Below are 23,074 nucleotides of genomic sequence, written 5' to 3'. Positions count from 1 at the left end.
GCCGCGAGCGAAGCGAGGGAGGGAGCTCGGATGGTGTGTGAGTCACCCTGCCCGGCCGCGACTTCCCATGGAAGAAGGCCGGGATCTCCGCTCAGTCGCTCCGTGCCGACCGCATCCTCTATGAGGTTGAGCAGGCCGGTGGAGACGTCCGTCGTGTCTGCGACCTCTTCGGCATCATCATCGACACTGCCCTTCACTACGCCCGCGCCGTTGCGGACCCGCCCAGCACCACTGTGGACAGCGTGTAGCCGTTGCCGAAGGTGAACCTTCGGCAAACACCGGCCCACGTGCGGCCGATCGGCTTGTCTACTGTTTCGATATGCGTCAATATAGATACATGTCGAATCAAGAGGTTGAGTTAGTCATCGTCGGGTCCGGTCCCGCGGGGTACACCGCGGCGGTCTATGCCGCGCGTGCTGGTCTCGCGCCGGTCGTGATCGCGGGTTCGGTGACGGCTGGTGGTGCGTTGATGACGACGACCGAGGTGGAGAACTTCCCGGGTTTCGTCGATGGTGTGCAGGGGCCTGAGTTGATGGAGTCGATGCGGGTGCAGGCTGAGCGGTTCGGTGCCGAGATCGTTTACGACGATGCGACCCGCCTTGATCTCGACGGCGATGTGAAGACCATCGAGACCGGCGCCGGGGTGACGTACCGGGCGCGGGCGGTGATCCTGACGATGGGTTCCGCGTACCGCAACCTTGGCCTCCCCGAGGAAGAACGGCTGTCGGGGCACGGTGTGTCCTGGTGTGCGACCTGCGACGGGTTTTTCTTCCGGGAGCAGGGGATCGTCGTGGTTGGCGGCGGGGACTCGGCAATGGAGGAGGCCCTGTTCCTCACCCGGTTCGCATCGAAGGTGACCGTGGTGCACCGCCGGGATGAGTTCCGGGCGTCGAGGATCATGGCGCAGCGCGTGCTGGACGATCCGAAGATCGAGGTTGCCTGGAACAGCGAGGTCGCTGCGATCCTCGGCGGCGAGCAGGTCACCGGGCTCACGTTGCGCGACACGATCACCGGGGCCGAGCGCACGCTCGACGCGACGGGGGTGTTCGTCGCGATCGGGCACGACCCGCGTTCCGAGCTCGTGACCGGGCAGGTCGACACTGACGCGGATGGGTATGTGCGGGTCGCGCATCCGTCGACGCGGACGAATCTGGCCGGGGTGTTCGCGGCTGGGGATCTCGTCGATCACACGTACCGGCAGGCGATCACCGCCGCAGGCACCGGTTGTGCGGCCGCGCAGGACGCCCAGCACTACCTGTCGAACCTCGCACCCACCACCGTTTCCGCACCTGTTCTGGAGGTCTCCGCATGAGCATCGTCACTCCCGTCTCCGACGCCACCTTCCGGACGGAGGTGCTCGAGTCCGAGCTGCCTGTCGTGGTCGACATTTGGGCGACCTGGTGCGGCCCGTGCAAGGCGATCGCTCCGATCCTGGACCTGCTCGCCGGCGAGTACGCGGGGCGGGTGAAGATCGTGAAGGTCGACGCCGACCAGAACCCCGAGACCGTGACCGCAGCAGGCGTGACCTCGATCCCGACCCTCGGCTTCTACCGGAACGGGGAACGAGTGGACGTGCTGATCGGAGCGCACCCGAAACCCGTCTACGTCGCGAAGATCGAGGGGCTGATCGCATGACTGACACCTTGACCCGCACCGCCCCGAAGCGGCTCTCCACCCTCGACAAGTGGCTGCCGCTGTGGATCGGCCTCGCGATGGTCGCGGGCCTCTTGCTCGGTCGTTTCGTGCCCGCACTTTCAGACGCGCTCTCTGCGATGGAGGTCGGCGGGATCTCGGTCCCGATCGGGCTGGGCCTGCTGGTGATGATGTACCCGGTGCTGGCGAAGGTCCGCTACGACAAGGTCGCCGCCGTCACGGGTGACAAGAAGCTCCTCATCTCTTCGCTCGTGCTGAACTGGCTCGTGGGGCCTGCGGTCATGTTCGCGCTTGCGTGGATCTTCCTGCCGGATCTGCCCGAGTACCGGACCGGGCTGATCATCGTCGGGCTCGCCCGCTGCATCGCGATGGTCGTGATCTGGAACGATCTCGCCTGCGGTGACCGGGAAGCGACCGCGGTGCTGGTCGCGATCAACTCCGTGTTCCAGGTTGTCGCTTTCTCCCTGCTGGGTTGGTTCTACCTGACCGTGCTGCCGGGTTGGCTGGGGCTGGATGCGCAGGGGTTGGATGTCTCGGTCTGGCAGATCGCCTTGAACGTGCTCGTGTTCCTCGGCGTCCCGCTTATCGCGGGCTTCGCGTCCCGCTTCATCGGTGAGAGGCGCAAGGGGCGCGACTGGTACGAGGAGAAGTTCCTCCCGAAGATCGGGCCGTGGGCGCTCTACGGGCTGCTGTTCACGATCGTGCTGCTGTTCGCGCTGCAGGGCGAGCAGGTCACCTCCCACCCGATGGATGTTGCCCGCATCGCGTTGCCGCTGCTGGTCTACTTCGCGCTGATGTGGTTTGCCGGCATTCTGCTCGGCAAGGGGCTCGGTCTCGGCTATGCCCGGTCGACGACACTGGCGTTCACCGCGGCGGGCAACAACTTCGAGCTCGCGATCGCGGTCGCGATCGGCACCTTCGGCGCGGCGTCCGGTCAGGCGCTGGCCGGGGTCGTTGGCCCGCTCATCGAAGTGCCGGTGCTCGTGGGCCTGGTCTACGTCTCGCTCTGGGCCGCGAAGGCCTGGTTCCACACCAACCCCTACGCCACTGCCACTGCCACTGAATCGAGGACGTCATGACCGATACCACCGTCATCACCGACGCAGACGCGTGCGCAGCGTCCACGGCACACGCCATCGGGACCGAAGCCGCCACCACCGTGGCCAGCGCGCTGAAAGCGCTCGCTGACCCTCTGCGGCTGCGGATGCTGTCCGCGATCGCGACCGACCCTCGGGGCGAGTCCTGCGTGTGTGACCTCGCCGAGCTGGCCGAGGTGTCCCAGCCGACGGTTTCCCACCACCTGAAGGTGCTGAAGGAGACCGGGATGCTGCTGTCCGAGCGACGCGGCACCTGGGTGTACTACCGCATCGCCCCGGGCAAGCAGCGCGCCGTCGCGGCCCTCCTCGACGCGTTCGCTCCCGCCGCCGCTGTCACCGACGAACCCGAAGACACCGCAGCACGGGCCGAGGCACTGCAGCAGATGGACGCCCGAGTAACCCGCCTCGCGGAGGAGCTCGCGGACGAGCTGACCGGGCTGAACCGGGATCTCGTGATCGCGATCGTGCGTGAGTCCTACGCAGGCCTGGTGCGTTCGGCGAAGCTGACGGCGCACATGATCCCGCTGACCGAGCGGTTCGCCCGGCAGCGCCTGGCCGATCTGACCCGTGATCGGACGGCCGGGGTGCCGCAGGTGCTGTTCGTGTGCGTGCAGAACGCGGGCCGCTCCCAGCTCGCCGCCGCGATCGTCAACCAGCTCGCAGGCGGCCGCGTCGTCGCCCGCTCTGCAGGCTCCACCCCTGCGTCGGACGTGCACCCGCACGTGCGCTCTCTGCTCACCGAGATCGAGGGCGAGCAGGAGGCCGAGACGGCGTTCCCGAAGCCGCTCACCGATGACGCCGTGCGCGCGGCCGACGTGGTGATCACGATGGGCTGCGGGGATGTGTGCCCGATCATCCCCGGCGTCCGCTACGAAGACTGGACCGTCGGCGACCCGGCCCTCGCATCCCCGGAAGGAGTCGACGCGATCCGCAACGACATTGAGGGCCGCGTCCGCGGCCTCCTCGCCACTCTCACCAGCAAGGCTTGAAGGAGCCCGTCATGACCGAAACCCAGAAGCCATCCGTCCTGTTCGTCTGCGTCCACAACGCCGGCCGCTCCCAGATGGCCGCCGGCTACCTCCGCCACCTCGCGGGCGACCGCGTCGAAGTCCGCTCGGCAGGGTCCATGCCCGCCGACCAGATCAACCCGGTCGCGGTCGAGGCGATGCGCGAAGAGGGCATCGACATCACCGCCGAACAGCCCAAGGTACTCACCACCGAAGCGGTGCAGGACTCTGACGTGGTGATCACGATGGGCTGCGGGGACGCGTGCCCGTTCTTCCCGGGCAAGCGATACGAGGACTGGAAGCTCGACGATCCTGCCGGGCAGGGCATCGACGCCGTTCGCCCCATCCGCGACGACATCAAGGCTCGCATCGAGACCCTCCTCGCAGAACTGCTCGTCTGAGGGACTGCGAGCACGGGAGGGGCGGCGGCCATTGGCCCTGCCCCCTCCGCCGCGGTTCGGGTTTCTTGGTCCCTGCGGCGAACACCGGTGTGCTGTGAGGCGTGCCCCATCCATCGCGTCACCGGTCGCTCTCTCTATCGAGATGCGCCTCGCAGCGTTGCTTCGATCTGCTCCTGCGTGGGCGCTCCGGCAATCCCGCTCTCGGTCGCGTAGACCCGGCATGCGAGCGCGCGAACCGGGGCCGTCGGGAACAAGTCGACACCATCGACGAGGATCGTGGGCGAGCCTCCGAACTGAGTGCTCGCTGCCTCTGCCTCCGTCCGGATCGTCACCACCTCGACAGCCACGGCCCCGAGCCCAAGAGTATCCAGCGCTGCGCGTGCGTTGGCTTCGGCGATGTCCGTGTTCGGGCAGTCGACGATGTGCAGCAGTTCAATCTTCACGAGACACTTCCATTCGTTCGCCGCCACCTGTCGTGCGAGTGCTTGGCGTCAAGAGGTTCAGGCAGACCAGGCCGACGCCTACGACCACGAAGACGTCCGCGACGTTCCCGACGAACAGGTCACTGTAGGCGAGGAAGTCGGTCACGTGACCCTGCCCGAACGAGGGCGGGTTCACGAGCCGGTCAACCAGGTTGCCGACCGCGCCGCCGAGGACCAGCCCCAGCGCGACGCCCCACCTCGCCCCGCGCAGCCGTGCGGCAAACACGACCACCGCCACGGCTGCGAGGAGGCCGATCATCGTGAAGCTCCAGGTGGCCCCGGAACCGATCGAGAACGCGGCCCCGGGGTTGTAGACCAGAGACAGACCGAACAGGTCCCCGACCAGCGGGATCCGTTCACCCGGGGTCAGCTGCGCCACGGCGAGAGCCTTCAAGCCCTGGTCGAACACCACAGCCAGCACAGCCACGACGAGGGCGACGCCGAGCGCCCGCCTGCTCCCCGTGTACGCACCGCGGCTCTCCCCGACGACGTCCTGCGCGGTCACGCGGCGCTCTTCCGTGTCCGGGCGGCTCGCAGACCGTTGAGGATCACGACGACCTCGGCGATTTCGTGCACGAGGACCACTGCGGCGAGCCCGAGGATGCCGAAGAGGGCGAGTGGGAGAAGGGCGGTGATGATCAGCAGCGACAGGATGATGTTCTGGTTGATGATGTGGCGTCCGCGGCGGGCGTGGTCGAACGCGCGCGGCAGCAGGCGCAGGTCGTGGCCAGTGAACGCAACATCGGCCGACTCGATCGCCGCATCCGAACCCGTCGCGCCCATCGCGATCCCGATGTCCGCTGCGGCGAGGGCGGGGGCGTCGTTGATGCCGTCGCCGATCATCGCCACCGCCCCCCTCGTGCTGAGCTCGCCGATCGCGGCGGCTTTGTCTTCCGGGCGCAGCTCGGCGCGCACGTCACCGATCCCTGCTTGGGCTGCGAGGGCGAGGGCGGTGCGGGCGTTGTCGCCGGTGAGCATCGTGACCCCGACGCCTTGCGCGGCGAGCGTGCGCACGACCTCGGGAACTTCGGGGCGCAGCTCGTCGCGGACGCCGATCGCGGCGACCGAGACGTCGTCGCGGTGGACAATCACGACCGTCATGCCCTGCTCCTCGAGCCCGGCGACCCGGTCGCCTAGGGCCCCAGCGTCGAGCCAGCGCGGGCTGCCGACCGTGATCCGGGCCCCGTCGAGTTCGCCTTCGATGCCGTGCCCGGCCCGCTCAGTCACACCTTCCGCCGCTGGCGCGCCGGGTGCGGCGGCGGTGATCGCGGCGGCGAGCGGGTGGGTGCTGTGCTGTTCGAGCGCGGCCGCCCAGGCCAGTGCCTGCTCCTCGGTCACGCCGTCAGCGGTGAGTACGGCGGTGACGGCGGGCTCGCCCAGGGTGAGGGTTCCGGTCTTGTCGACGGCGACGTGGCGGATCACTCCGAACCGCTCGAACGCGGCACCGGACTTGATGATCACGCCGAACTTGCTCGCCGAGCCGATCGCGGCCACCACGGTCAGCGGCACGGAGATCGCCAGCGCGCACGGCGACGCCGCCACGAGCACGACGAGGGCGCGGGTGATCCACAGCTCCGTGTCGCCGAGCAGCGACCCGATGATCGCGACGAGGGCGGCGAGGATCAGCACGCCCGGGACGAGGGGGCGGGCGATGCGGTCGGCGAGACGGGCCCGGTCGCCCTTCTCGGCCTGGGCCCTCTCCACGAGGTCGACGATCGTGGTCAGCGAGTTGTCGGTGCCTGCCGCGGTCGTCTCGACCTCCAGCGCACCCGCGGTGTTGATCGCACCCGCGGAGACTGCATCGCCGGGTTCAACCTCGACAGGGATCGACTCACCGGTGATCGCGGAGGTGTCCAGGCTCGAGCGCCCCGTGCGGACGATGCCGTCGGTCGCGATCCGCTCACCCGGACGCACCAACATCAGCTGCCCCACCTGGAGATCCTTCGCCGGAACCTCGACCGACGCGCCGTCGCGGCGGACGGTCGCGGTCTCGGGGACGAGCTTGAGCAGCGCCCGGAGTCCGCCACGGGCACGATCCATCGCCTTGTCTTCCAGTGCCTCGGCGATCGAGTACAGGAACGCCAGGGCAGCGGCCTCCTCGACATACCCGAGGATCACCGCGCCGACCGCGCTGATCGTCATCAGCAGGCCGATGCCGAGCTTGCCCTTGAACAGCTTCCTTATCGCGCCCGGGGTGAAGGTCGACGCACCGAGGAGCAGGCCGATCCAGAACGCCACCAGTGCCGGGATCTCCATCCCAGACCACTCCAGGGCCAGGCCGGTGAGGAACGAGATGCCGGAGAAGACCGGGACCATGATCCCGCGGTCCCGCCACCAGGGGCGCTCCGCATCCTCGGCTTCTTCGGCGGCCGTGGTCTCGGGCTCGTCGTGCTCGCAGCCGCACGCCGCGCTCACGCGCCCACTCCGGTCCCGCAGCAGCCCGGCACCGTGCACGAAGAGTCTATGCACGGAGCGTGCTCGTCGACGGCGAGCGTCACGTCCACCAGCGCGGTCAGCGCCGCCGCGAGGTGCGGGTCCGCGATCTCGTACCGCGTCTGCCGCCCTTCGGGCTCCGCGACCACGATCCCGCAGTCGCGCAAGCAGGTCAGGTGGTTCGACACGTTTGAACGCGTCAGCTCCAGCTCGCGCGAGAGCACGGCGGGGTAGCTCGGGCCGCCGAGCAGGGTCATCAGGATCCGGGAGCGCGTCGGGTCCGCCATCGCCCGGCCGAGCCGGTTCATGACGTCAAGACGAGAAGCAATAGTCAGCACACACTGACTATACAGTCAGGACTGACGCAAAGCGAGCGAGCGGTGACCCTACGACGCCGGTCCCACACCGAGCTGGATGAGCTGCGGGACAGGCGCGCAGCATGATCCCGCACTGGCAGTCTCGTCCGGCGCGTCGAAGAGTCCCGAGCCGCCACACACGCCGGTATCGGGCAGGACGAGGTCGACCCGCTCGGCGGCCTCGCGGTCGCCTGCGATCGCGGCGACGACGCTGCGGACCTGCTCGAACCCGGTCAGAGCCAGGAACGTCGGCGCACGCCCATACGACTTCGCGCCCACGATGTAGAACCCCGGCTCCGGATGCTCCAGGTCCGCGGCCCCGGTCGCGCGGATCGAGCCGCAGGAGTGCAGGTTCGGGTCCACCTCGACCGCGACCTTCACCGGCGCCTGCAACCGCACGTCGAGGTCGAGACGGACCTCGGACAGGAACGACAGATCAGGGCGGAACCCGGTCGAAACGAACACCCGGGACGCCGGAGCAAGCCGGCGTCCATCTTCCGCGACGAGAACCGCCTGCCCCTTCTCAAGAATGACCTGGTCGGTGCGGAACCCGGTGACGAGGTCCACGAGCCCGTCTTCGACTGCCTTCTTGGCTCGCTGGCCCAGCGCCCCACGCTCGGGGAGTTCGTCGGCGGTCCCTCCGCCGAAGGTGTTGCCGACCGTGCCGCGGCGCAGCACCCAGCTGATCCGCGTCCCGGGCTCTCGCTTCGCCACCCGCGACAGGATCCCGATCGTCGTCGCGGCAGAGTGCCCGTTGCCGACCACGACCACATGCTGTCCGGCGAGACCCGTGGCGTCCTCGATCGTGGGCATCCGGTGCTCCACCAGCCCTGCCTCGGCGGCGGCCCGTTCCCCGAGCGCGGGGAGGCCGTCGGCACCGGCCGGGCTCGGGGTGGTCCAGGTGCCCGACGCGTCGATCACCGCAGCCGCCTCGATCCGCGCTTCCGTGCCGTCCGTGCGGCGGAGGTGTACGACGAACGGCTGCCCGGCTCGTCCGGCATCGACCGAGAGATCCCGGCCCTTGCGCCCGACCCCGACGACCCGCGCCCCGTACTGGATGCGGTCACCGAGCGCCTCCGCGAGCGGTGCGAGATACCCCTCGATCCACTGCGCCCCAGTCGGATACCCCTGCGTCGGCGCCACCCACCCGGTGCGTTCCAGCAGGCGACGAGACGCCGCATCGGTGAGCTCCGTCCACGGCGAGAACAGGCGCACATGCCCCCATTCGGCCACCGCCGCCGCCGGACCAGCACCTGCTTCCAGGACGAACGGGTTCAGGCCGCGCTCAATCAGGTGCGCAGCCGCCGCGAGCCCCTGCGGGCCCGCACCGATGACGACGACGGAATTCATACCAACCTCCACACATTGACGTTCTTCGATATGAAGAGCCTGCCCGACGTATCGACATCTGTCAATGCGTCGGGCAGAATGGGAGCATGACCACTCTCCCCGTGACGATCGACGCGACACCTGCGGAGGCGTTGTGCTGTGCCCCTGCGGCCGACGCAATGGTCAATGACGCGACCGCGCATCAACTCGCGAAGGTGTTCAAAGCGCTCGGCGACCCGAACCGAGTGAAGCTGTTCTCGCTGATCACCGCGAGTGCGAGCGGGGAGATGTGCGTGTGCGATCTCACCGAACCCGTCGGCTTGTCGCAGCCAACGGTGTCGCATCACATGAAACTCCTCGTCGAGGCTGGGCTCGTCACCCGTGAGCAGCGCGGCAAATGGGCGTACTACCAGCCCACGACCGGCACCCTCGCCGCCGCGGCCCGAGCTCTCACAGCCTGATGGAGCCACTCCGGTTCCGGGCCATGGCCGAGCCCGACTGGCCCGTGGTCGAGAGCATCTACCGGGCCGGGATCGCCACCGGGCACGCCACCTTCGAAACCGCCCCACCTGCAACCTGGGCCGCATTCACCGCGAGTAAACGCCCGGAGCTCAGCCTCGTCGCCGTCAACTCCACCGGCCAGGTCCTCGGAGGGGCCGCCGCGTCCCCCGTATCGGCGCGAGCCGCGTACGCGGGCGTTATCGAGCACTCGATCTACATCCACCCCGACGCGGCAGGTCACGGAGTCGGGCGTCGCCTTCTCGCAGCGTTCTTGGATCTCACCGACCAGCACGGGATCTGGACCGTCCAGTCATCGATCTTCCCGGAGAACACCGCGAGCCTGCGCCTGCACGAGCGCGCTGGGTTCCGCGCTGTCGGACGACGAGAGCGCATCGCCCGCATGACCTACGGGCCGCACGCCGGCCAATGGCGCGACACGATCCTCGTCGAACGCCGCACCGCTGGAGAACGAAGTGAGGGTGCTTCTCCCGCGAACATGCACCCTCACACCCAGTCCAGCGCCCCGTCGAACCGCACCTTCACGACGAATCGTCTTCAGGAATCCTGAACCTGCGGGTTTCCTAGAGCATCCGGCCGCGAGTGTCGAAGAGCTCGAGTTCTGCTGGGTGGAGCTGGTGCTGCACGACGAAGCTGCGGTCCTTGATCTTCCACAGGCCCTGCCCGATGCCGAGGGTCGGGAGGAGGGATCGTTCGGTGCCGGTGAGGCCGAGGGTTTCCGCGGTCGTGCCGAGCTGGTCGCTCGCCTGCCGGTATACCACCCGCACTTCCGCATTTGCGAGCAGTGAGGAAGCGAGGGCGCGCATCCTTGACCCGCTATCGCCGACGTTCTCCAAGTCGGTCAGCTTGTGAAAGATGAGCTGGTTGCTGATCCCGAAATGACGTGCCAGCCTCCATTGAGCGTCCATCCTGGCCAGCAAACTTGGGTACGACATCAGCCTCCATGCTTCGTCGTAGACAACGAGCCGCCTGCCGCCGTTCGGGTCTTGGAGGGCGGCCTCCATCCATGCCGAGCTGCACGTCATGAGCACGGCGAGCAGTGCGGAGTTCTCGGCGACGCGGGAGAGGTCGAGGGAGAGCATCGGCAGCGTCGGATCGAAGGTCTCGGTACTCGGCCCGTCGAACATCCCGGATAGGTCGCCGGCGACCAATCTGCGGAGTGCGTGCCCGACCATGCGGCCGTCTTCCGCGAGCCTGCCGTCGGGGTCGTCGTCGGGTGAGGGTTCGAGGATGCGGTCGACGACCATCGGCAGGATCGGCACCTCTGCGGAGCGCACGGCGTCGGCGAGTGCCACGTCGATCGCGGTGTGCTCGACCGGCGAGAGGCGGCGGTCGAGCACCGTCTCCGATAGTGCGCCGATGAGGTCGCGGCGGCGCGCGGCGACCTGCGCTTTCCAGTCCTCGTCCGCGATTCCCGTAGCCCGGTACCCGGCGTCGAGGGGGTTCAAACGTGCAGGCAGAGAAGGGCCGAGGAGGATCGCTCGCCCTCCGACGGCGCGAGCGACGGCGGTGTGTTCGCCTTTCGGGTCCCCGGGGACGTAAACGCGCCGCCCAAACGGCAGCCCCCGCGTGTACAGCGCCTTCGCGAGCGAGCTCTTCCCTGAGCCGACGATGCCGGCGAGGATCATGTTCGGGGCGGTGATGACGCCCTGCCGGTATAGCTCCCAGGGGTCGTAGACGAAGGAGCCGCCGGAGTAGAGGTCTTGCCCGACGAAGGTGCCGGCTGAGCCGAGGCCGCCCTCGGCGAGGAACGGGTAGTGCCCGGCGAGCGTCGCCGAGGTGTCCTGATGTCTCGGTAGCCGGAACCTGCCCGGCGTGCGAAGTGCCGCAGCCCCGGACTCACCGGCTCGGGGTAGATAGCTGGTCGCACGCCACTCCTTCTTCGCTGCTTCTCGCTCGGCTCGTGCCGCTGCCGCCTGGGCCGTGCGGGCTTCGGCGCGCAACCTGGCGGCGGCCTGCCGACGCGCATGGCGTTGGGCGCGACGTTCGCCTTCCGGCCCGACGAGTACCGAGGTATGCAGCTGCCCCTCATCAAACGGGTGGGGGCTGGCGTGGCGGCCGGTCACGCGCCCAGCCCCCGCAGGCTCGCCCGCGTCGGATAGGTCGCCCGGTTCACTCGCGGGGTGCCGAGACGATCCGCCCGTGACACCTCACACTCTGGCACTGCACCAGCCGGGGCGGGTGCGGCGTGCGAGGGTGGACCTTCGATGCCGAGGAGTGCGGGATCGGGGAGGGCGTCGTGTTCCCGGTAGAGGCCGACGTGCCCCATGAAGGGGTTGTAGACCATCGTGTACACGTCGCGGGTCAGGGCCTGGTCGAGCTGCCCGATCGGGGGCCTGTCGTAGACGTACCCGTTCTCGAGCGCCGCCTCTACGGTCTCGTCGCCGCAGTCGTATCCGGCGAGTTCTGTGAACGCTGCATTCGGGTCGTGCAGGGTGATCGTCTCGATGATCCGGTCGGCGTCCTCGCCTTGGAGAAACACGATGTTGACGTAGCGGGGAAATTGGGGTGCCGGGGCCGGGGCCGGGGCGGGGGCTGGTGCTGGGGCGCGCCAGGCGATGGTGCCTGCCGATTGCAGGGCCTGGTCGAGTGCGGCTTCCATCTGGACGGCGAGGCTTCTCGCTTCCCGTAACCGGTCAAGCGTCTGCTGCACGGCATTCGCCCCGGCTTCCGGGTTGCCTTGGTCGTCGGCTGCTTGCGGGTGATGGTCCGTGAGTGCGGCCGAGATGCTGCCAAAGACCGCGGTGAGAGATCGGGAGGTGCCGAGGAGTTCCCCGAGCATCGGGTAGATATCGCGGGGCTCTGCGGCGTCGCGAAGCGAAGCGGCGAAGTTCCGCACCGCAGCAGAAACATCCTGCGCATCTTCGAGGAGGGTGGGCATGATCGGCTCCTTTCAGAGAACGGGGTCTTCTCCCAGGTGCGCCAGCTGTGCCAGGTGCACCGGGATGTTTCCCTTGCAGGATCAGATGCTGCGGCAGAGCGGGAGAGCGGCCGCCGTGAACGCTTGCGCTTGCTGGCCGACGAGCCTCCTTGTTTCGCAGGAGGACTGGATCGCGGCTTGCTCGATCTGAGCGACCGCCGCATCGAGCTCTCCCGGGGTGGGTGCGGAGACGGAGACGAGGCCGATCACGCGGAGGATGCCGTGCCCCCCGGTCAGCTCCGACTCCTGCTGGAGCACGTCCTGGAACTCCGCCGAGGCCTGGGTGTCTTCGACTTGCCCGATCTTCCGACGCTGGGCTGCGTCTGCGATCATTTCGGTCTTCTTCTTCCTGAGATCCCGCGCCGCCTGGTCAGCCCTGACCGGGAGATAGTGGAGCGACAGGGAACGGAGTACCCCGCCGTTGAGGACCAAGGGGGCGAGGAATCCGGGGAAGGTTTGCGCCCTGGGCCATTCGCTGATCCACAGCACCGCGTGGTGGGCGCTGTCGGAGCGCAGCCGGTCCCACGCCTCGTTCACCGCGACCGGGCCGGCGGTGGCAAGGTGGCGGCCGAGGGCTCCGTGGCGTTCGAGGGCGGGCCCTGCGGCGGGGTCGTAGGCGGTGCGGAGGATCAGGGCGACATCGCCCGGGGTGAGCCAGCCCGCGAACGCGAGTTCCGCGCTGCGCAGCGCGGTCTGCAGCGACTGCATCTCCTGCCTGAGCACCGCCGCCGCCCCTGCCATGCCTCCTCCTGCGGAGCGAATCTGCCGGGTGGCGGCCCGCAGGTCGAGTGCGAGGGAGAGGGTCGTCTGGTGGCGTTCGCCGGCGGGGCCGGCGCGCTCGATGAGCTCCCGGTAGGTGGTGGCCGCCCAGGAGCCATCGTCGGTGCCGTGCTGCCGCCACCACTCGGCAAGCCCCGACCCCGAATCGGGCAGCGTGCGCTCCATGACCTGGATGCGGGCGATCCTGCCGGACCGGCACGCGGCGGCAAGTACCCGGCCCCAGCCGGTGACCCGGCGCTGCTGCTCGGCCGGGTCGAGGAGCACAAACGCCGGATGCTGCACCCGCAGCACCACCGTCAACGTCTGCGCGTGCGGGTCGTGAATCATCGCCGCCCCCGTCTCGGGGTCATGCCACTCGCGCAGGGCTGCGAGGTCGCCGGGGAGGGCGAGGGTGCCGGCCGGGCGGGGCCGGATCATGCGGCGACGGTAGCGGGTCTGCTTCGCGCGGGTGCGCATCAGCCAGCGGGTGATGATCGGCGCCCACTCGATAAGCTTGCGCCCCGAGACGGGCACCCACGCGATCGCCGCGAGCGTCAGCCACGCTGGCGACGACCAGGCAAGCCCCGCACCGCCACTCGTGTACAAGGCGACGACGACGATGAGGAGCGCGCAGGCGAGCACGATCAACTGCGAGAGCGACAATCCGAGCAAGATGCCGCGACGGGTGAGCCTTGAGAACTGGATCGTCTGCAACTCGAACGGGGTGCTGGTGCTGGACATGACCGCTCACCCCTCCGAACCTGTGCCGGATGGCCGCGTCGAGGGTGGCGGGAGCACGGCGGGCGGCTGCTGCGCCTGCGCAGTCGCCGGCGGCGGGGCTGCACTCTCGCCTGCCGACGCGGCGTGCCCGTCGGCGACCTCGCCGATCGCCCCGCCGAGCGCAGGACCTGCGGTCGCGGCCTCCTTGACGGCTTCCGTCGCGAGGATCACTCCGCCGACGACCGGCACCGCCGCACCACCACTCGACGCCGCGGCCGTCGTACCCTCGGCAGTGCCTCCGGCGGCAGCCCCTTCCGCAGCAGGTGCGCTGGCCGTGGGGGTCTCTACCGGGGCGGGTGCCGGCGCGGACTCGGGCGCGGACGGCGTGCCCTTCGCGTCGCCACCACCGTCGAGCACCTGCTTCGCGTCGGCGGCTTTCGGCTTCGATGGAATCGGAATAGGGCGGTTGAGGGCCGACTTCGCCTCCTGCTCCATCGATGCCGCCTGGTACATGTCGAAACCGACGAACGCGAGGAACTTGTAGACCATGTAGGGGGCGAAACTGGCGATGAACAGCAGAACTATTCCGGCGATGGGCTCTGACAGGACGGCGAGATCCAGCGTGATCGGGGTCGCCACCTGCGTGAGTGCCACGAGGAATATGACGGTCACCACGAGTTTCGAGGCGATCAGGGCGATCACGAAGGTCGCCCACTTGGCGAACCATCCGCGCGATGCTTCCCAGGTGAGGCCGGCGAGCGCGATGGGGCCGAGCACGATCGCGACCAGCAGCAGGGCTTTGCGGATCAGGAGCGAGAACCACAGGATGAAGATCGCGGCGATCATGAGGCCGGCGAGGAAGATCATCAGCAGCGCCCCGGCCCCTGTGGTGGAACCCACGACGGTGAGGCCGGCGATGAGGAGGGCGAGCCTGCCGCCCATGCTCTCGATGGTCTCGCCGGCGGCCTGCATGATCCCGACCGACAGCAGATCGGTGACCTGTAGGAGCAGGGCGGTGCAGGTGATGAGCACGAATGACCCGAGCACGCTCTTGGCGATCCCGATGCCGGCGCGAGTGAGGGCGGAGGGGTCGCGGCGGGCGAGACCTGCGATGAGCTGGAAGCAGAACAGCAGCAGGGTCACGACGACGGCGATGCCGAAGAGGATGTTGTAGACCCGGAGGTACCCGTCGGAGGTGATGTCCACGGCGGTCGTGGTGGAGAACACCTCCCACATGCCCTGGAACAGTGTGGAGACGGCCAGCCCCATCGCGTCGGCAACCCAGCGGAAGAAGAGCCCGGCTGGGCCTTCGCCGACGGCGGTGCAGACGGTGGAGATGATCGGGGCGTCGCAGATGCTCACCGTGACTCACCGACCTTCGCTAGTTGACGGCCTGGCCGACAGTCCAGAAAAAGTTCACGAGCGTGACCGCCGCGCCGCACAGGATGGCCGCGCCGCAGGAGACGAGGACGCCCGTCTTTCCCCTCGATGCCAAGTGGGGATTGCTGCTGTTCGCACCAAAACCCCAGATGATCGCGGAAATAATCAGTGCGAGGACGGCAAGAATGAGCCCCGCCGTCATGACCGCGCCGACGATCTCGCGGAGCTGCGCGATCCCGGGGAGCCCGTCGCTGTTCGGGTCAATGTCAATCACGGGTGGTCCTCCTGTCGATGCGGGGACGCGACTCGTCCACCAGCAGGCAGGTGCGCCCCAGCGATCCGGCGAAACGCGGCGAGATCAGAGGGTGTCGCCGACGGTGATGAGAAAGTTCGTCCACGCGACGGCGGCCCCGGCGAGGGCGGCCGTGCCGAGCGCGACGAACACCCCTATGCGGGCCTTCTGCGCGGTGTACGGGTTCCCGGTCGAGGAGGAGATCGCCCACGCGATCGCAGAGATCAGGAGCGTCAGCACGGCGGCGATGAGCACGATCGTGAACATCGCCCCGATCGCCTCGGTCAGCCCGTCCGCGCCGCTGACTGCGCCGAAGTCGGGAAACACGTTCACGAGCCGGCCCCGATCTGGCAGCCGCCCTGCCGGGGCGCGCTGCTGTCGGTGGCGACGGCTCCGTGCTGCGCGAGCCAGTCGACCGCGTCCACGGGCGGCTGGCCTTGCCCGCCCGGCCGGATCTCGATATGCAGATGCGCGCCGGTGGAGCGGCCCGAGGAGCCTACATCGCCGATGTGCTGCCCCGCGCCGACGGTCTCCCCGGCGGTGACGTAGATGCCGTCCTGCCACATATGCGCGTAATAGGACGCGACCCGCTCACCCTGCACCGTGTGCTCGAGGATGATGAGGCCGCCCCACCCGGCGGAGAACTCGGCGACCGTCACGCGCCCGTCGGCGATCGCCGAGATGGGGGTGCCGTCGGCGGCGGCGAGGTCGCTGCCGGAATGGAACTCGCGCTCCCCGGTGAAGGGGTCAGTGCGCCATCCGAAGGAGTCGGTGCTGGTGTAGGTGCCCTCCGGCAGCGGGAACACGATGCGCGAAGTCTCCGGCACCGGGCCTGGGCCGTTCGTGCTCCCTCCGCCGCTACTGGCGGGAGTGGTGAGGGCGGTGAGGATTGCATCGGCGACAGGCAGCCAGTTCCGGTACCTATCCGGGTACGCGGACACTTCGACCGCCTGCGCCGCGGCTCCTGGGTCCATCTGCTGCCAGCCGGGAATATCGAGCAGACCGCGCGGTGTCGGGAAGTTGGGTCCGTCGGGGCCACCGTAGAACGCTCGGGACTGATACACCGGGTCCATCAGTTCCGCGACCGTGCCCCATCCGGCTTGCGGGCGCATCTGGAAGATGCCGAGGGAGTCGTGATCGGAGGCGTCGCCATCGTTCGGGAACGACCCCGACTCGGGGTAGGCGCCGGTGTTGGCGAGCATCCGCAACCGCGACTCCGTGAGCCCCGCCGTGAGCGCGACACGCACGCCGGGCTGGCCGACGCCAGGAATGCCCGCCCCGGTCGTGATCACCGTCGCAGCATGGGTGAGCTGCTTGCGGTCGAGCGTGACCTGTGTGCCGTCGGCGGTGGTCGCGGTGAGGGAATCCGGGATCGGCCCGACCGTGAGCGATCCCGTGATGCACAGCACCGGGCCGAGGAGCGCGCCGACGCTCACGATCGCAACCGACGGGCCCAGGCACAGAAGCACCAGGCCGAGGATCAGCAGCTTCTTCACGATCAGAGGCCTGGGTTCAGCGGAGCGGCTGATTGACGGTGGAAAGCCGGAGCAGCCGGCACCCGTCCTGCTCGGTGCAGGCGGCGAAGATCGTGAACGCGACCGGGCGCGCATCCGACGTCTCCCGCCCATCCCAGACGCCGGTGCGGTGGCGGGTGCCGGTGATCGTGTAGGCGATCGCGCCGGGCGGGAGCTGCCCGGCACCGGCCTGCGCCTTTGCCGCCGCCCAATCCCCAGGCACGACAATGCTCTCGATCTCGATCCACTGCCGTGTCTCGTACTGCCGCAGCTCACCCCAGGCCCGCGCCTCCGGGAAGTAGCCGCGCACATCCGCCGCCAGGCCCGGCGCTTCTGCCGGGTCGGCGACATCGACGAGGCGCTGCATGTAGTCGGCCGGCCCGTACTCGAGGCCGGTATCCCACCCGAACAACCGCTCCGCCACCGCCCGCGCGAACGCCTCCGCATCCGAGGTCTCGGCCACCGGGCGCGGCGTGAAGCTCGGCTGCCGCGTCTCCTCGGCGGGGCTTGTCGGCGTGGCCGGAGCGTGCGGGGTGTCCGGGGTGGCGGGGCCGCGGAGGAGGCCGTAGACGCCGACGCCGATCAGCAGCAGGAACACGGCCGCGCCGGCTGCGGCGGCGATGAAGAGCCTGCGGGGCGGGCGGTCAGCGTTCGGGTCCATGCGGAACCTCCTGGAAGTCGATGCTCAGGAGGTGCACACCCCGCGCCCTGGGTCAGCCCGCCCGCACTCCGATCCGCCGCGGCTCAGCGGCGGCATCGTTGGCGGCTTCGGCAGCTTCGGTGCGGAGGTCGCGGATGATCGCGAGGAACGCGACGGTCTCGGCGAGCACCCGCTCGACCCGCTCCCACTCCGGCGCGGTGAGCGTGCGGGCGATCTCGGCGGCGTCGTACCGGGTCGTCCACCCGTCCAGGTCCGCCCACAACGCGAGGAACGCCCGCGGCGGCAGCATCACCCGCGCCAGCCGCGGCCGCGCCTCGGGCTTCCCCCTCTTCTTCCCGGCCCGCTTCGCCGCGGTGATCCGGGCCACAGCGTCGGCGGCGAGCTGCGCAAGCTCCGCCGTGCGCGCCTCCCGCCCTGCCGCCCTCACTTCCGTTGCGGAGGTCGCGGCCTGCACCCGCACCATCTCCGGCGTGTCCGGGTCTGCGGCGAGACGGTCGAGCTCATCGAGCGAGAGGGCGGCGTTCATGCGCAAGTGCGAGCCATACACCTTCCCGCCGGCCTCGATCCGCGCCAGCTCCTCAGCGGCCTGGGCGCGGATGTGCTCAGGACGGGTGTCGTCGTTCGCGAGGTCCTTGAGGCGGCCGATCTGTTCGAGCATCGTCTGCGAGCCGCGCCCGGTCACCATGCGCGCGGCCTGCACCCTGGCTTCCCCGGCCGAGCGCGGTGCCGTCGATTCGACGGCACCGGAGACCTCCGCAGCATCCCCGGCTTCCCGGGTCGCGCTGCCGAAGCGTGAAGCTTCCTGCCGGCGCGCCGCATCCTCAGTCATGACAGCTTTCAGCTCCCGGTACAGCGACTCCGCCTCAATCAACGACAAAGGTTTGTGCATCGCGGCGTCGTCCTGCTCGGCGAGGAGCTGGCTGAGCCGGTCCGTGAGACCCGACCTGATCCACACGTTCGTCGTGCGATGCCCGAGCCGGCGCAGCGCATGGTAGCGGCGCCACCCGCACACGAGCACCCCGTCCGGGGTGAGGGTGATCGGCTGCAACAGGCCGACACGGCTGATCGAGTCCATGAGGGCGTCGATGTCGCCGAGATCGGTGCGGTGCCGGGTGCCGACGACGATGGAGTCGAGGGCGCGTTCCAGCTCGATATGCCCAGGGCTACTCCCAGCCATGGCACCCACCCCCTGGGGGCGCTGTGAGCACCACCTCCGACAGAACGGCTTCATCCGTGAGGAGGGAGCGGAGGGGTTCTTCGTTCACGAGCCGGTGCAGCACCCCGCGCGCGATCCTCGTGTGCGCGTGGATCGGGTCGGGGTTGCCGAGCACGACCCTGAGCATCGACAGCCACGACCCGGCGGGCAGGTCGAGGAGGGCGCGGGCGTGGTAGTCGCGGCGCAGCGACTCGAACGCCGAAGCGCGGGACGGGCACTCGGCGAGCCGGGTCACGATGTACTCGATTCCGGCACGTGCCGTCTCTTCCGGCCAGCCGAGGAAGTGGAACAAGGCGACAGTGTCCTCGATCGCCGGTGCTAGCCGGCCGGCGGCTTCATCCGCCTCCGCTTCGGTGTCCTCGGCGAAGGGGTCTGGGGCGCGGAAGCTGGGGTGGTAGTCGGTGAGCGGGTTCTCTCGGTCGGAGAAGCGTTCGGCGTCGTGGTGCGCGGAGAACTTCGGACGGCGCGCCTGATGCACTGAGCAGAGCAGCCCGTTCGCGCGCTCCTCGGCGATGCAGGTCACCTGCACGGCGCGGGTGACGACCGCCCAGGGATCGTCGGCTCGGCGCACCGCCCCCGTCCGCATCGCATCAAACGCGGCAGCGGCGGCCTCCCACGGGTCGAGGCCGTGCCGACGGGCAAGCGCAGCGTAGCGGTCGGCGGCATGCCGCATAAGCTCCGCGACTTCGGAGTCGTGCTGCCACGCCCACTGGCCTTGCTCGTGCAGGCGGATCAGCAGGGCGCGGAGTCCTTCGGGATGCTCGAACCCCCGCGCCCCGCCCGAGGTTCTGGGCGCGGTCGCGGGGGTTCTCTTCGTGTGTTTGCTGGTCATGGTAATGGCACCTCCTATCGGAGTGGTGCTCCCGGGCTGCATGGGGCCGGGAAGGTCCTGCGCGAGCAAGTCGATGCGTGCGGACATGGCAGCTCACCTCAGCCCCATCCCCGCACGCTCGACCTCGCGGCGGGCGGGGGTTCTCCGGCGCCCGCCGATCGACAGATCAGGCAGCCGTCTCACCCGCTCGCTCTGCTCAGGACGCTCCGCCCGGACAGCACGGCGCTCGTGCACGGATTCGCGGGCGCGACGCAGCAGCTCGGCTCGCAGGTCCACGCCCCAGCCGGTAGCCCGTGCGCTGCCGCCGGCGATCAGCTCGGTCGGGCGCACCCACCGCACCTGCGTGCGCCGCCACCCCTCCGCCTCCGGGGTCTCAGCATCCGGGGTTTCGGTGCGCGTCGTGGTGGCGTCCGGCTGGGTGAGGGTGGGGTCGCGGTGCGTGGCGAGCATCGACCGTTCCGCCGAGGCTTCCTCGGCCGGTCGTGCGCGTTCGGCGGCCATCGCCGCCGCAAGTGCCGGGTGCAGCCGCGAGTGCGCGGACTCCGGCGGCCCCAGCTCCGGGGCCTGGTCATCGGGATTCATGAGGGTTCCTCCTCCTCGTCAACATCGGATTCAGGGTCAAGCTCAGGTTCGAGATCGTCTCCGACCAGCTCAGGCACCTGGCTGGCGGGGGCGTGCTGATCGGGGGCGAACCAGCGGCCGACGGTCGAGGCATGGACGCCGAGATGCCGGGCGATCTTCTTGTTCGACCACCCCTCCGCGCGCAATGCCTCCGCCACACCCCGACCCCCCGGCACGGCTCGGGGAGGCCCCGGTGCAGTCGGGCGGGCCTCGATGATCGAGGGCAGTGGGAACGTCCCCGATGTCACCGCCGACGACACCGGCAGCGCCCGCTCCTCGGTGATCTCCACGTTCTCGTCCGGGGGTGCCTGGACGGCGTGGTGGCGGGTGAGGATGACGGTGAGGTGCGTGATCGCGAGCAACACCACCGGCGGCACCGCTGCGACCGATGCGGCGAGCACGCCGGGCACATCGGCATCGGCGGCGACGAGCGCGTGAATGGAGTTCGCCGTGACCGACAGGCCGGCCCCGCAGATCAGCAGCAGCCACGGATACCACGCCTGCCGGGTGCCCGCGAGCGCGACGACCGAGACCGTTGCGACGACGATGATCCCGTCCACGATCAACGGCCACGCCCAAGCCTGCCCCGCATCGATCCCCGAACGGCGCGCCAAGTCCGCGAGCGCCGTGAAGCTCAACCAGAACGCTCCCGCCGCGATCAGCACCGTGCCCGCCACCGCCGTCACGACCGCGAGCCGGCCATCTCCTCGAACCGCCGTCGTCGTCATGCGAGCACCCGCCCTCGGCTCGCCGGTTCCCGTCGCACCTGCGACTGCCGCGCATTGCCCTGTGTCTGGGTCTGTTGTGCGGGGCCGCGGTAGGCGGAGCGGATCGTCCGCTCGATCTCCCTCGGCGGCAGGCCGATGTCCTCGGCGACCGGCCCGAGCGCATCGAACGCCTCCGCGAGCGTGGCCCCGTTCTCGGCGAGACGGCAGGACGCCCAGTACAGGCCGACGTTCCGGTCCTCGCTCCGCCCGCTCAGCCAGGCCGCGATATGCGCGGTGCGCTCTTCGAGACTCCCACGGAACGGGCGCGACTGCCAGGGTGCGCGCGGCGGCCTTGGGTCCAGGAACTCCCGCAACGCTCCCGCATCCACCGGCTTCGCGGGATCAGGCGAGAGTTCGAGAAGCTGATACGCCGCCACCTCACCGCCAACAAGCGTGCGGGAGGGTGGGGCGATGATGTAGCCGGCGGTGCCCCGGAAGTCGAGCTGCGCGGCACCGGATGCCCACGACCGCTGCTCGGCCTCCGCCACCGGATAGTAGGCGTGCAACCCGCCCGACGGGGTGACGACGTGCGCGACCCAGCCATCGAGGAAGCCGGCGCGGGTGGCGCGCTGCCAGGACTCGGGCCCGCGCGGCGGATCACCCTTCGCGTCGACATCGACGACCTCGAGCCCCGACGCGGGGCCGGTCGGGATGCCGATATTCGCCTCCGGCCATCTCTGCCACCACGCCGCAACCTGCCCGGGGTCGGCGGTCGCATTATGGAAGCCGTGCGCGACAAGCGGCCGCTTCTCGCCAGGCACGCAGGGGAACACCGGCACGCCCTGGCTCGCATAGTGCTGGGCGGCGTCCGCGAGCGTCATGCCCGCGACCGGGGCGAGGAGCTGGCCGGCGCTCATGACAGGCCCCGTGCTTCGACTGCCTTGTGCGCCGGTTCTGCAGCCCGTGCGGGGCGCGACCTCGGGGTGGAGGTGCGTCCGGTGCGTGTCGGCTGCTTCGACGCAGCACGAGCAGGAGGCTCGCGGACAAGACCGGGAGGCTCCCCAGTGCCAAGCTGCACGGTGTCGAGCTGGCCGAGGATCGAGACGGCGATCTGCCGCACCCGCTCGGCGGTGTGCTTCACGACCGCCACCGGATCCTTCCCGTCCACCGTCGCCGCCCACCCCGACACATACGGGATCGTGTAGGCGGCGGTGTCCATGCCGTGCGCGGCACCGATCATCAGCGCCACCGACTCCGCCTCGACCTCCGCGATCCCGCGATGCCGGGTCGCGTCCTCATCCTCGGGGTCATGCAGGCGGATATGGGCGAGCTCGTGCGCCAGGGTCTTCACCTGCGCGGCATCGTCCATGTTCGTGCGCACCGCCACCCACTTCTCGTTCCAGTGCGTAAGCCCGTTCGCGCCGCGAATCTCTCGCTCATGCGGCACCGGCCGGAACTCGTATCCCGCCGCAACGATTTGCGCGATCAGGCCCTCGCGCAGCCCGGCAGGTGCCTCGCCTTCCAGGAGCTTCGGGCGCGGCGGGAGCGGCACTTCCGCACCCTTAGTCTGGGAGATGTCGAACACTCGGGCCGGCGTGACGCCGATCATCCGCTCCCGCACCGACTCGCCCGGCCTCGGCCGCTCGCGCGGCTTGAGCCTGCGCCACGAATCCGGGTTGCCCGGCGTCGCCGACGCGAACCGCGCCTTGAACGGCGCGAGGATGCCATACGGCTTCTGCCCGTCGACCACCTCACGCCCGAGAGACTGCCACTGCTTCATCCCAGCCACATACGTCGGATACGGATCGGCGACCAGACCGGCAGCGAACGCGGCCTCGTGCTGAGCGAAGATCAGCAGCACGTTGTTCACGCTGCGCTTGCGGAACTGTGCCACGAACGTGAGCGCCCGCTTCCAGTCCTCGCCCGTGACCAACGCCTCTACCGACGAGGTCAGCGTCTCCTGCAGCTCCTCAACCTGCGCTTCCCGCGCAGCACGAAGCTCCGGTCTGTTTATTTGTCTTGTCATGATTCTGCGCTCCTCCCGTTCGGAGGTCAGAGGCATGCGCCGGTGACCCTTGCGAAGTTCAGGTGCGCCGGGGAGATCAGGAGGTAGGGACGGACGTCGAAATGTACGGGTCACCGTCAGGCTCCGATAAACCCGACCTGTCTAATCCG

General features: G+C 69.3%; 25 protein-coding genes and 1 pseudogene. 7 read left to right on the top strand and 19 right to left on the bottom strand.

Annotation, left to right across the window (positions count from 1 at the left end; translation table 11 throughout):
• The first annotated feature begins 337 nt into the window (after positions 1 to 337).
• Genes trxB through EGM46_RS11170 form a run of 5 tightly spaced genes read left to right on the top strand, consistent with a single transcriptional unit; the run spans position 338 to position 4,158 of the window.
• Positions 338 to 1,312, top strand: coding sequence for a thioredoxin-disulfide reductase (gene trxB / locus EGM46_RS11190; protein WP_125100229.1), 975 nt, complete (start codon positions 338 to 340; stop codon positions 1,310 to 1,312).
• Positions 1,309 to 1,635, top strand: a complete 327-nt coding sequence (gene trxA, locus EGM46_RS11185; protein WP_125100228.1) for a thioredoxin — start codon at positions 1,309 to 1,311, stop codon at positions 1,633 to 1,635. The genes trxB and trxA overlap by 4 nt, the downstream gene beginning before the upstream one ends.
• Complete coding sequence (arsB, locus tag EGM46_RS11180) at positions 1,632 to 2,732, top strand: ACR3 family arsenite efflux transporter (RefSeq protein ID WP_125100227.1); 1,101 nt, start codon at positions 1,632 to 1,634, stop codon at positions 2,730 to 2,732. The genes trxA and arsB overlap by 4 nt, the downstream gene beginning before the upstream one ends.
• Complete coding sequence (locus EGM46_RS11175; protein WP_125100226.1) at positions 2,729 to 3,739, top strand: metalloregulator ArsR/SmtB family transcription factor; 1,011 nt, start codon at positions 2,729 to 2,731, stop codon at positions 3,737 to 3,739. The genes arsB and EGM46_RS11175 overlap by 4 nt, the downstream gene beginning before the upstream one ends.
• Positions 3,740 to 3,750: 11 nt before the next feature.
• Entirely contained in the window at positions 3,751 to 4,158 is a 408-nt protein-coding gene (locus EGM46_RS11170) for an arsenate reductase ArsC (protein ID WP_125100225.1), read from the top strand.
• Positions 4,159 to 4,292: 134 nt separating this feature from the next.
• Here EGM46_RS11170 and EGM46_RS11165 read toward each other — a convergent pair whose 3' ends face one another.
• From EGM46_RS11165 to EGM46_RS11145, 5 genes are read right to left on the bottom strand one after another with little or no spacing between them, the layout of a single operon-like run.
• Positions 4,293 to 4,601: a hypothetical protein gene (locus tag EGM46_RS11165; RefSeq protein ID WP_125100224.1), complete on the bottom strand. Its 309-nt coding sequence runs from the start codon at positions 4,599 to 4,601 to the stop codon at positions 4,293 to 4,295.
• Positions 4,591 to 5,145 (bottom strand): signal peptidase II, encoded by a 555-nt coding sequence (lspA, locus tag EGM46_RS11160; RefSeq protein WP_125100223.1) that lies wholly within the window; start codon positions 5,143 to 5,145, stop codon positions 4,591 to 4,593. Before lspA ends, EGM46_RS11165 begins: the two co-directional genes overlap by 11 nt.
• Positions 5,142 to 7,055 (bottom strand): heavy metal translocating P-type ATPase, encoded by a 1,914-nt coding sequence (locus tag EGM46_RS11155; RefSeq protein ID WP_206427561.1) that lies wholly within the window; start codon positions 7,053 to 7,055, stop codon positions 5,142 to 5,144. Before EGM46_RS11155 ends, lspA begins: the two co-directional genes overlap by 4 nt.
• Positions 7,052 to 7,411 (bottom strand): Cd(II)/Pb(II)-sensing metalloregulatory transcriptional regulator CmtR, encoded by a 360-nt coding sequence (cmtR, locus tag EGM46_RS11150; protein ID WP_125100222.1) that lies wholly within the window; start codon positions 7,409 to 7,411, stop codon positions 7,052 to 7,054. The genes EGM46_RS11155 and cmtR overlap by 4 nt, the downstream gene beginning before the upstream one ends.
• Before the next feature lie 48 nt (positions 7,412 to 7,459).
• Positions 7,460 to 8,779, bottom strand: a complete 1,320-nt coding sequence (locus EGM46_RS11145) for an NAD(P)-binding domain-containing protein (protein ID WP_125100221.1) — start codon at positions 8,777 to 8,779, stop codon at positions 7,460 to 7,462.
• Positions 8,780 to 8,865: 86 nt separating this feature from the next.
• Here EGM46_RS11145 and EGM46_RS11140 point away from each other — a divergent pair, with 86 nt between their 5' ends.
• Entirely contained in the window at positions 8,866 to 9,219 is a 354-nt protein-coding gene (locus EGM46_RS11140) for an ArsR/SmtB family transcription factor (RefSeq protein ID WP_125100220.1), read from the top strand.
• Positions 9,219 to 9,719: pseudogene (locus EGM46_RS11135) on the top strand (GNAT family N-acetyltransferase); the annotation flags it as partial. The gene EGM46_RS11140 and the pseudogene EGM46_RS11135, both read left to right, overlap by 1 nt.
• A 121-nt stretch (positions 9,720 to 9,840) precedes the next feature.
• On the opposite strand, the gene EGM46_RS11130 reads toward EGM46_RS11135, so the two are convergent.
• From EGM46_RS11130 to EGM46_RS11065, 14 genes are all read right to left on the bottom strand, one after another.
• Entirely contained in the window at positions 9,841 to 11,343 is a 1,503-nt protein-coding gene (locus EGM46_RS11130) for an ATP-binding protein (protein ID WP_125100218.1), read from the bottom strand.
• Complete coding sequence (locus tag EGM46_RS11125; protein ID WP_125100217.1) at positions 11,340 to 12,158, bottom strand: hypothetical protein; 819 nt, start codon at positions 12,156 to 12,158, stop codon at positions 11,340 to 11,342. Before EGM46_RS11125 ends, EGM46_RS11130 begins: the two co-directional genes overlap by 4 nt.
• An 81-nt stretch (positions 12,159 to 12,239) precedes the next feature.
• Positions 12,240 to 13,697, bottom strand: coding sequence for an SCO6880 family protein (locus EGM46_RS11120; RefSeq protein WP_125100216.1), 1,458 nt, complete (start codon positions 13,695 to 13,697; stop codon positions 12,240 to 12,242).
• 6 nt (positions 13,698 to 13,703) lie between these two features.
• Positions 13,704 to 15,038, bottom strand: a complete 1,335-nt coding sequence (locus EGM46_RS11115) for a conjugal transfer protein TrbL (RefSeq protein WP_125100215.1) — start codon at positions 15,036 to 15,038, stop codon at positions 13,704 to 13,706.
• 19 nt (positions 15,039 to 15,057) lie between these two features.
• Positions 15,058 to 15,330, bottom strand: coding sequence for a DUF6112 family protein (locus tag EGM46_RS11110; protein WP_125100214.1), 273 nt, complete (start codon positions 15,328 to 15,330; stop codon positions 15,058 to 15,060).
• A gap of 84 nt (positions 15,331 to 15,414) precedes the next feature.
• Positions 15,415 to 15,681: a DUF6112 family protein gene (locus tag EGM46_RS11105; RefSeq protein ID WP_125100213.1), complete on the bottom strand. Its 267-nt coding sequence runs from the start codon at positions 15,679 to 15,681 to the stop codon at positions 15,415 to 15,417.
• Positions 15,678 to 16,844 carry a M23 family metallopeptidase gene (locus EGM46_RS11100; RefSeq protein ID WP_241156297.1) on the bottom strand — a complete coding sequence of 389 codons (1,167 nt, stop codon included), beginning with the start codon at positions 16,842 to 16,844 and terminating at the stop codon, positions 15,678 to 15,680. The genes EGM46_RS11105 and EGM46_RS11100 overlap by 4 nt, the downstream gene beginning before the upstream one ends.
• Before the next feature lie 16 nt (positions 16,845 to 16,860).
• Entirely contained in the window at positions 16,861 to 17,523 is a 663-nt protein-coding gene (locus EGM46_RS11095; protein ID WP_125100212.1) for a hypothetical protein, read from the bottom strand.
• A 52-nt stretch (positions 17,524 to 17,575) separates the two neighbouring features.
• Entirely contained in the window at positions 17,576 to 18,700 is a 1,125-nt protein-coding gene (locus tag EGM46_RS11090; protein ID WP_125100211.1) for a ParB N-terminal domain-containing protein, read from the bottom strand.
• On the bottom strand, positions 18,687 to 19,571 hold the full coding sequence (locus tag EGM46_RS11085) for a hypothetical protein (RefSeq protein WP_241156296.1): 885 nt from the start codon (positions 19,569 to 19,571) through the stop codon (positions 18,687 to 18,689). The genes EGM46_RS11090 and EGM46_RS11085 overlap by 14 nt, the downstream gene beginning before the upstream one ends.
• A gap of 93 nt (positions 19,572 to 19,664) precedes the next feature.
• The gene (locus tag EGM46_RS11080; RefSeq protein ID WP_052961598.1) at positions 19,665 to 20,153 is read right to left on the bottom strand and encodes a hypothetical protein; all 489 of its coding nucleotides are present in this window, start codon (positions 20,151 to 20,153) and stop codon (positions 19,665 to 19,667) included.
• Positions 20,150 to 20,920, bottom strand: coding sequence for a DUF2637 domain-containing protein (locus tag EGM46_RS11075; protein WP_125100210.1), 771 nt, complete (start codon positions 20,918 to 20,920; stop codon positions 20,150 to 20,152). Before EGM46_RS11075 ends, EGM46_RS11080 begins: the two co-directional genes overlap by 4 nt.
• Complete coding sequence (locus EGM46_RS11070; protein ID WP_125100209.1) at positions 20,917 to 21,816, bottom strand: bifunctional DNA primase/polymerase; 900 nt, start codon at positions 21,814 to 21,816, stop codon at positions 20,917 to 20,919. The genes EGM46_RS11075 and EGM46_RS11070 overlap by 4 nt, the downstream gene beginning before the upstream one ends.
• Positions 21,813 to 22,925, bottom strand: a complete 1,113-nt coding sequence (locus EGM46_RS11065; RefSeq protein ID WP_046456943.1) for an ImmA/IrrE family metallo-endopeptidase — start codon at positions 22,923 to 22,925, stop codon at positions 21,813 to 21,815. The genes EGM46_RS11070 and EGM46_RS11065 overlap by 4 nt, the downstream gene beginning before the upstream one ends.
• Positions 22,926 to 23,074 lie beyond the last annotated feature (149 nt).

Origin of the sequence: Leucobacter chromiireducens, assembly GCF_003917135.1 — a bacterium.
Classification (GTDB): domain Bacteria; phylum Actinomycetota; class Actinomycetes; order Actinomycetales; family Microbacteriaceae; genus Leucobacter; species Leucobacter chromiireducens_A.
Note: the sequence above shows the minus strand (reverse complement) of the source record. Positions and strands in the feature narration are given on the sequence as shown.

Bases quoted from the DNA above. Each gene is read 5' to 3' on its own strand.
- trxB (WP_125100229.1), top strand. From the start codon at position 338: ATGTCGAATCAAGAGGTTGAGTTAGTCATCGTCGGGTCCGGTCCCGCG.
- trxA (WP_125100228.1), top strand. From the start codon at position 1,309: ATGAGCATCGTCACTCCCGTCTCCGACGCCACCTTCCGGACGGAGGTG.
- arsB (WP_125100227.1), top strand. From the start codon at position 1,632: ATGACTGACACCTTGACCCGCACCGCCCCGAAGCGGCTCTCCACCCTC.
- EGM46_RS11175 (WP_125100226.1), top strand. From the start codon at position 2,729: ATGACCGATACCACCGTCATCACCGACGCAGACGCGTGCGCAGCGTCC.
- EGM46_RS11170 (WP_125100225.1), top strand. From the start codon at position 3,751: ATGACCGAAACCCAGAAGCCATCCGTCCTGTTCGTCTGCGTCCACAAC.
- EGM46_RS11145 (WP_125100221.1), bottom strand. From the start codon at position 8,779: ATGAATTCCGTCGTCGTCATCGGTGCGGGCCCGCAGGGGCTCGCGGCG.
- EGM46_RS11140 (WP_125100220.1), top strand. From the start codon at position 8,866: ATGACCACTCTCCCCGTGACGATCGACGCGACACCTGCGGAGGCGTTG.
- EGM46_RS11125 (WP_125100217.1), bottom strand. From the start codon at position 12,158: ATGCCCACCCTCCTCGAAGATGCGCAGGATGTTTCTGCTGCGGTGCGG.
- EGM46_RS11120 (WP_125100216.1), bottom strand. From the start codon at position 13,697: ATGTCCAGCACCAGCACCCCGTTCGAGTTGCAGACGATCCAGTTCTCA.
- EGM46_RS11095 (WP_125100212.1), bottom strand. From the start codon at position 17,523: ATGGACCCGAACGCTGACCGCCCGCCCCGCAGGCTCTTCATCGCCGCC.
- EGM46_RS11090 (WP_125100211.1), bottom strand. From the start codon at position 18,700: ATGGCTGGGAGTAGCCCTGGGCATATCGAGCTGGAACGCGCCCTCGAC.
- EGM46_RS11085 (WP_241156296.1), bottom strand. From the start codon at position 19,571: ATGACCAGCAAACACACGAAGAGAACCCCCGCGACCGCGCCCAGAACC.
- EGM46_RS11080 (WP_052961598.1), bottom strand. From the start codon at position 20,153: ATGAATCCCGATGACCAGGCCCCGGAGCTGGGGCCGCCGGAGTCCGCG.
- EGM46_RS11075 (WP_125100210.1), bottom strand. From the start codon at position 20,920: ATGACGACGACGGCGGTTCGAGGAGATGGCCGGCTCGCGGTCGTGACG.
- EGM46_RS11070 (WP_125100209.1), bottom strand. From the start codon at position 21,816: ATGAGCGCCGGCCAGCTCCTCGCCCCGGTCGCGGGCATGACGCTCGCG.
- EGM46_RS11065 (WP_046456943.1), bottom strand. From the start codon at position 22,925: ATGACAAGACAAATAAACAGACCGGAGCTTCGTGCTGCGCGGGAAGCG.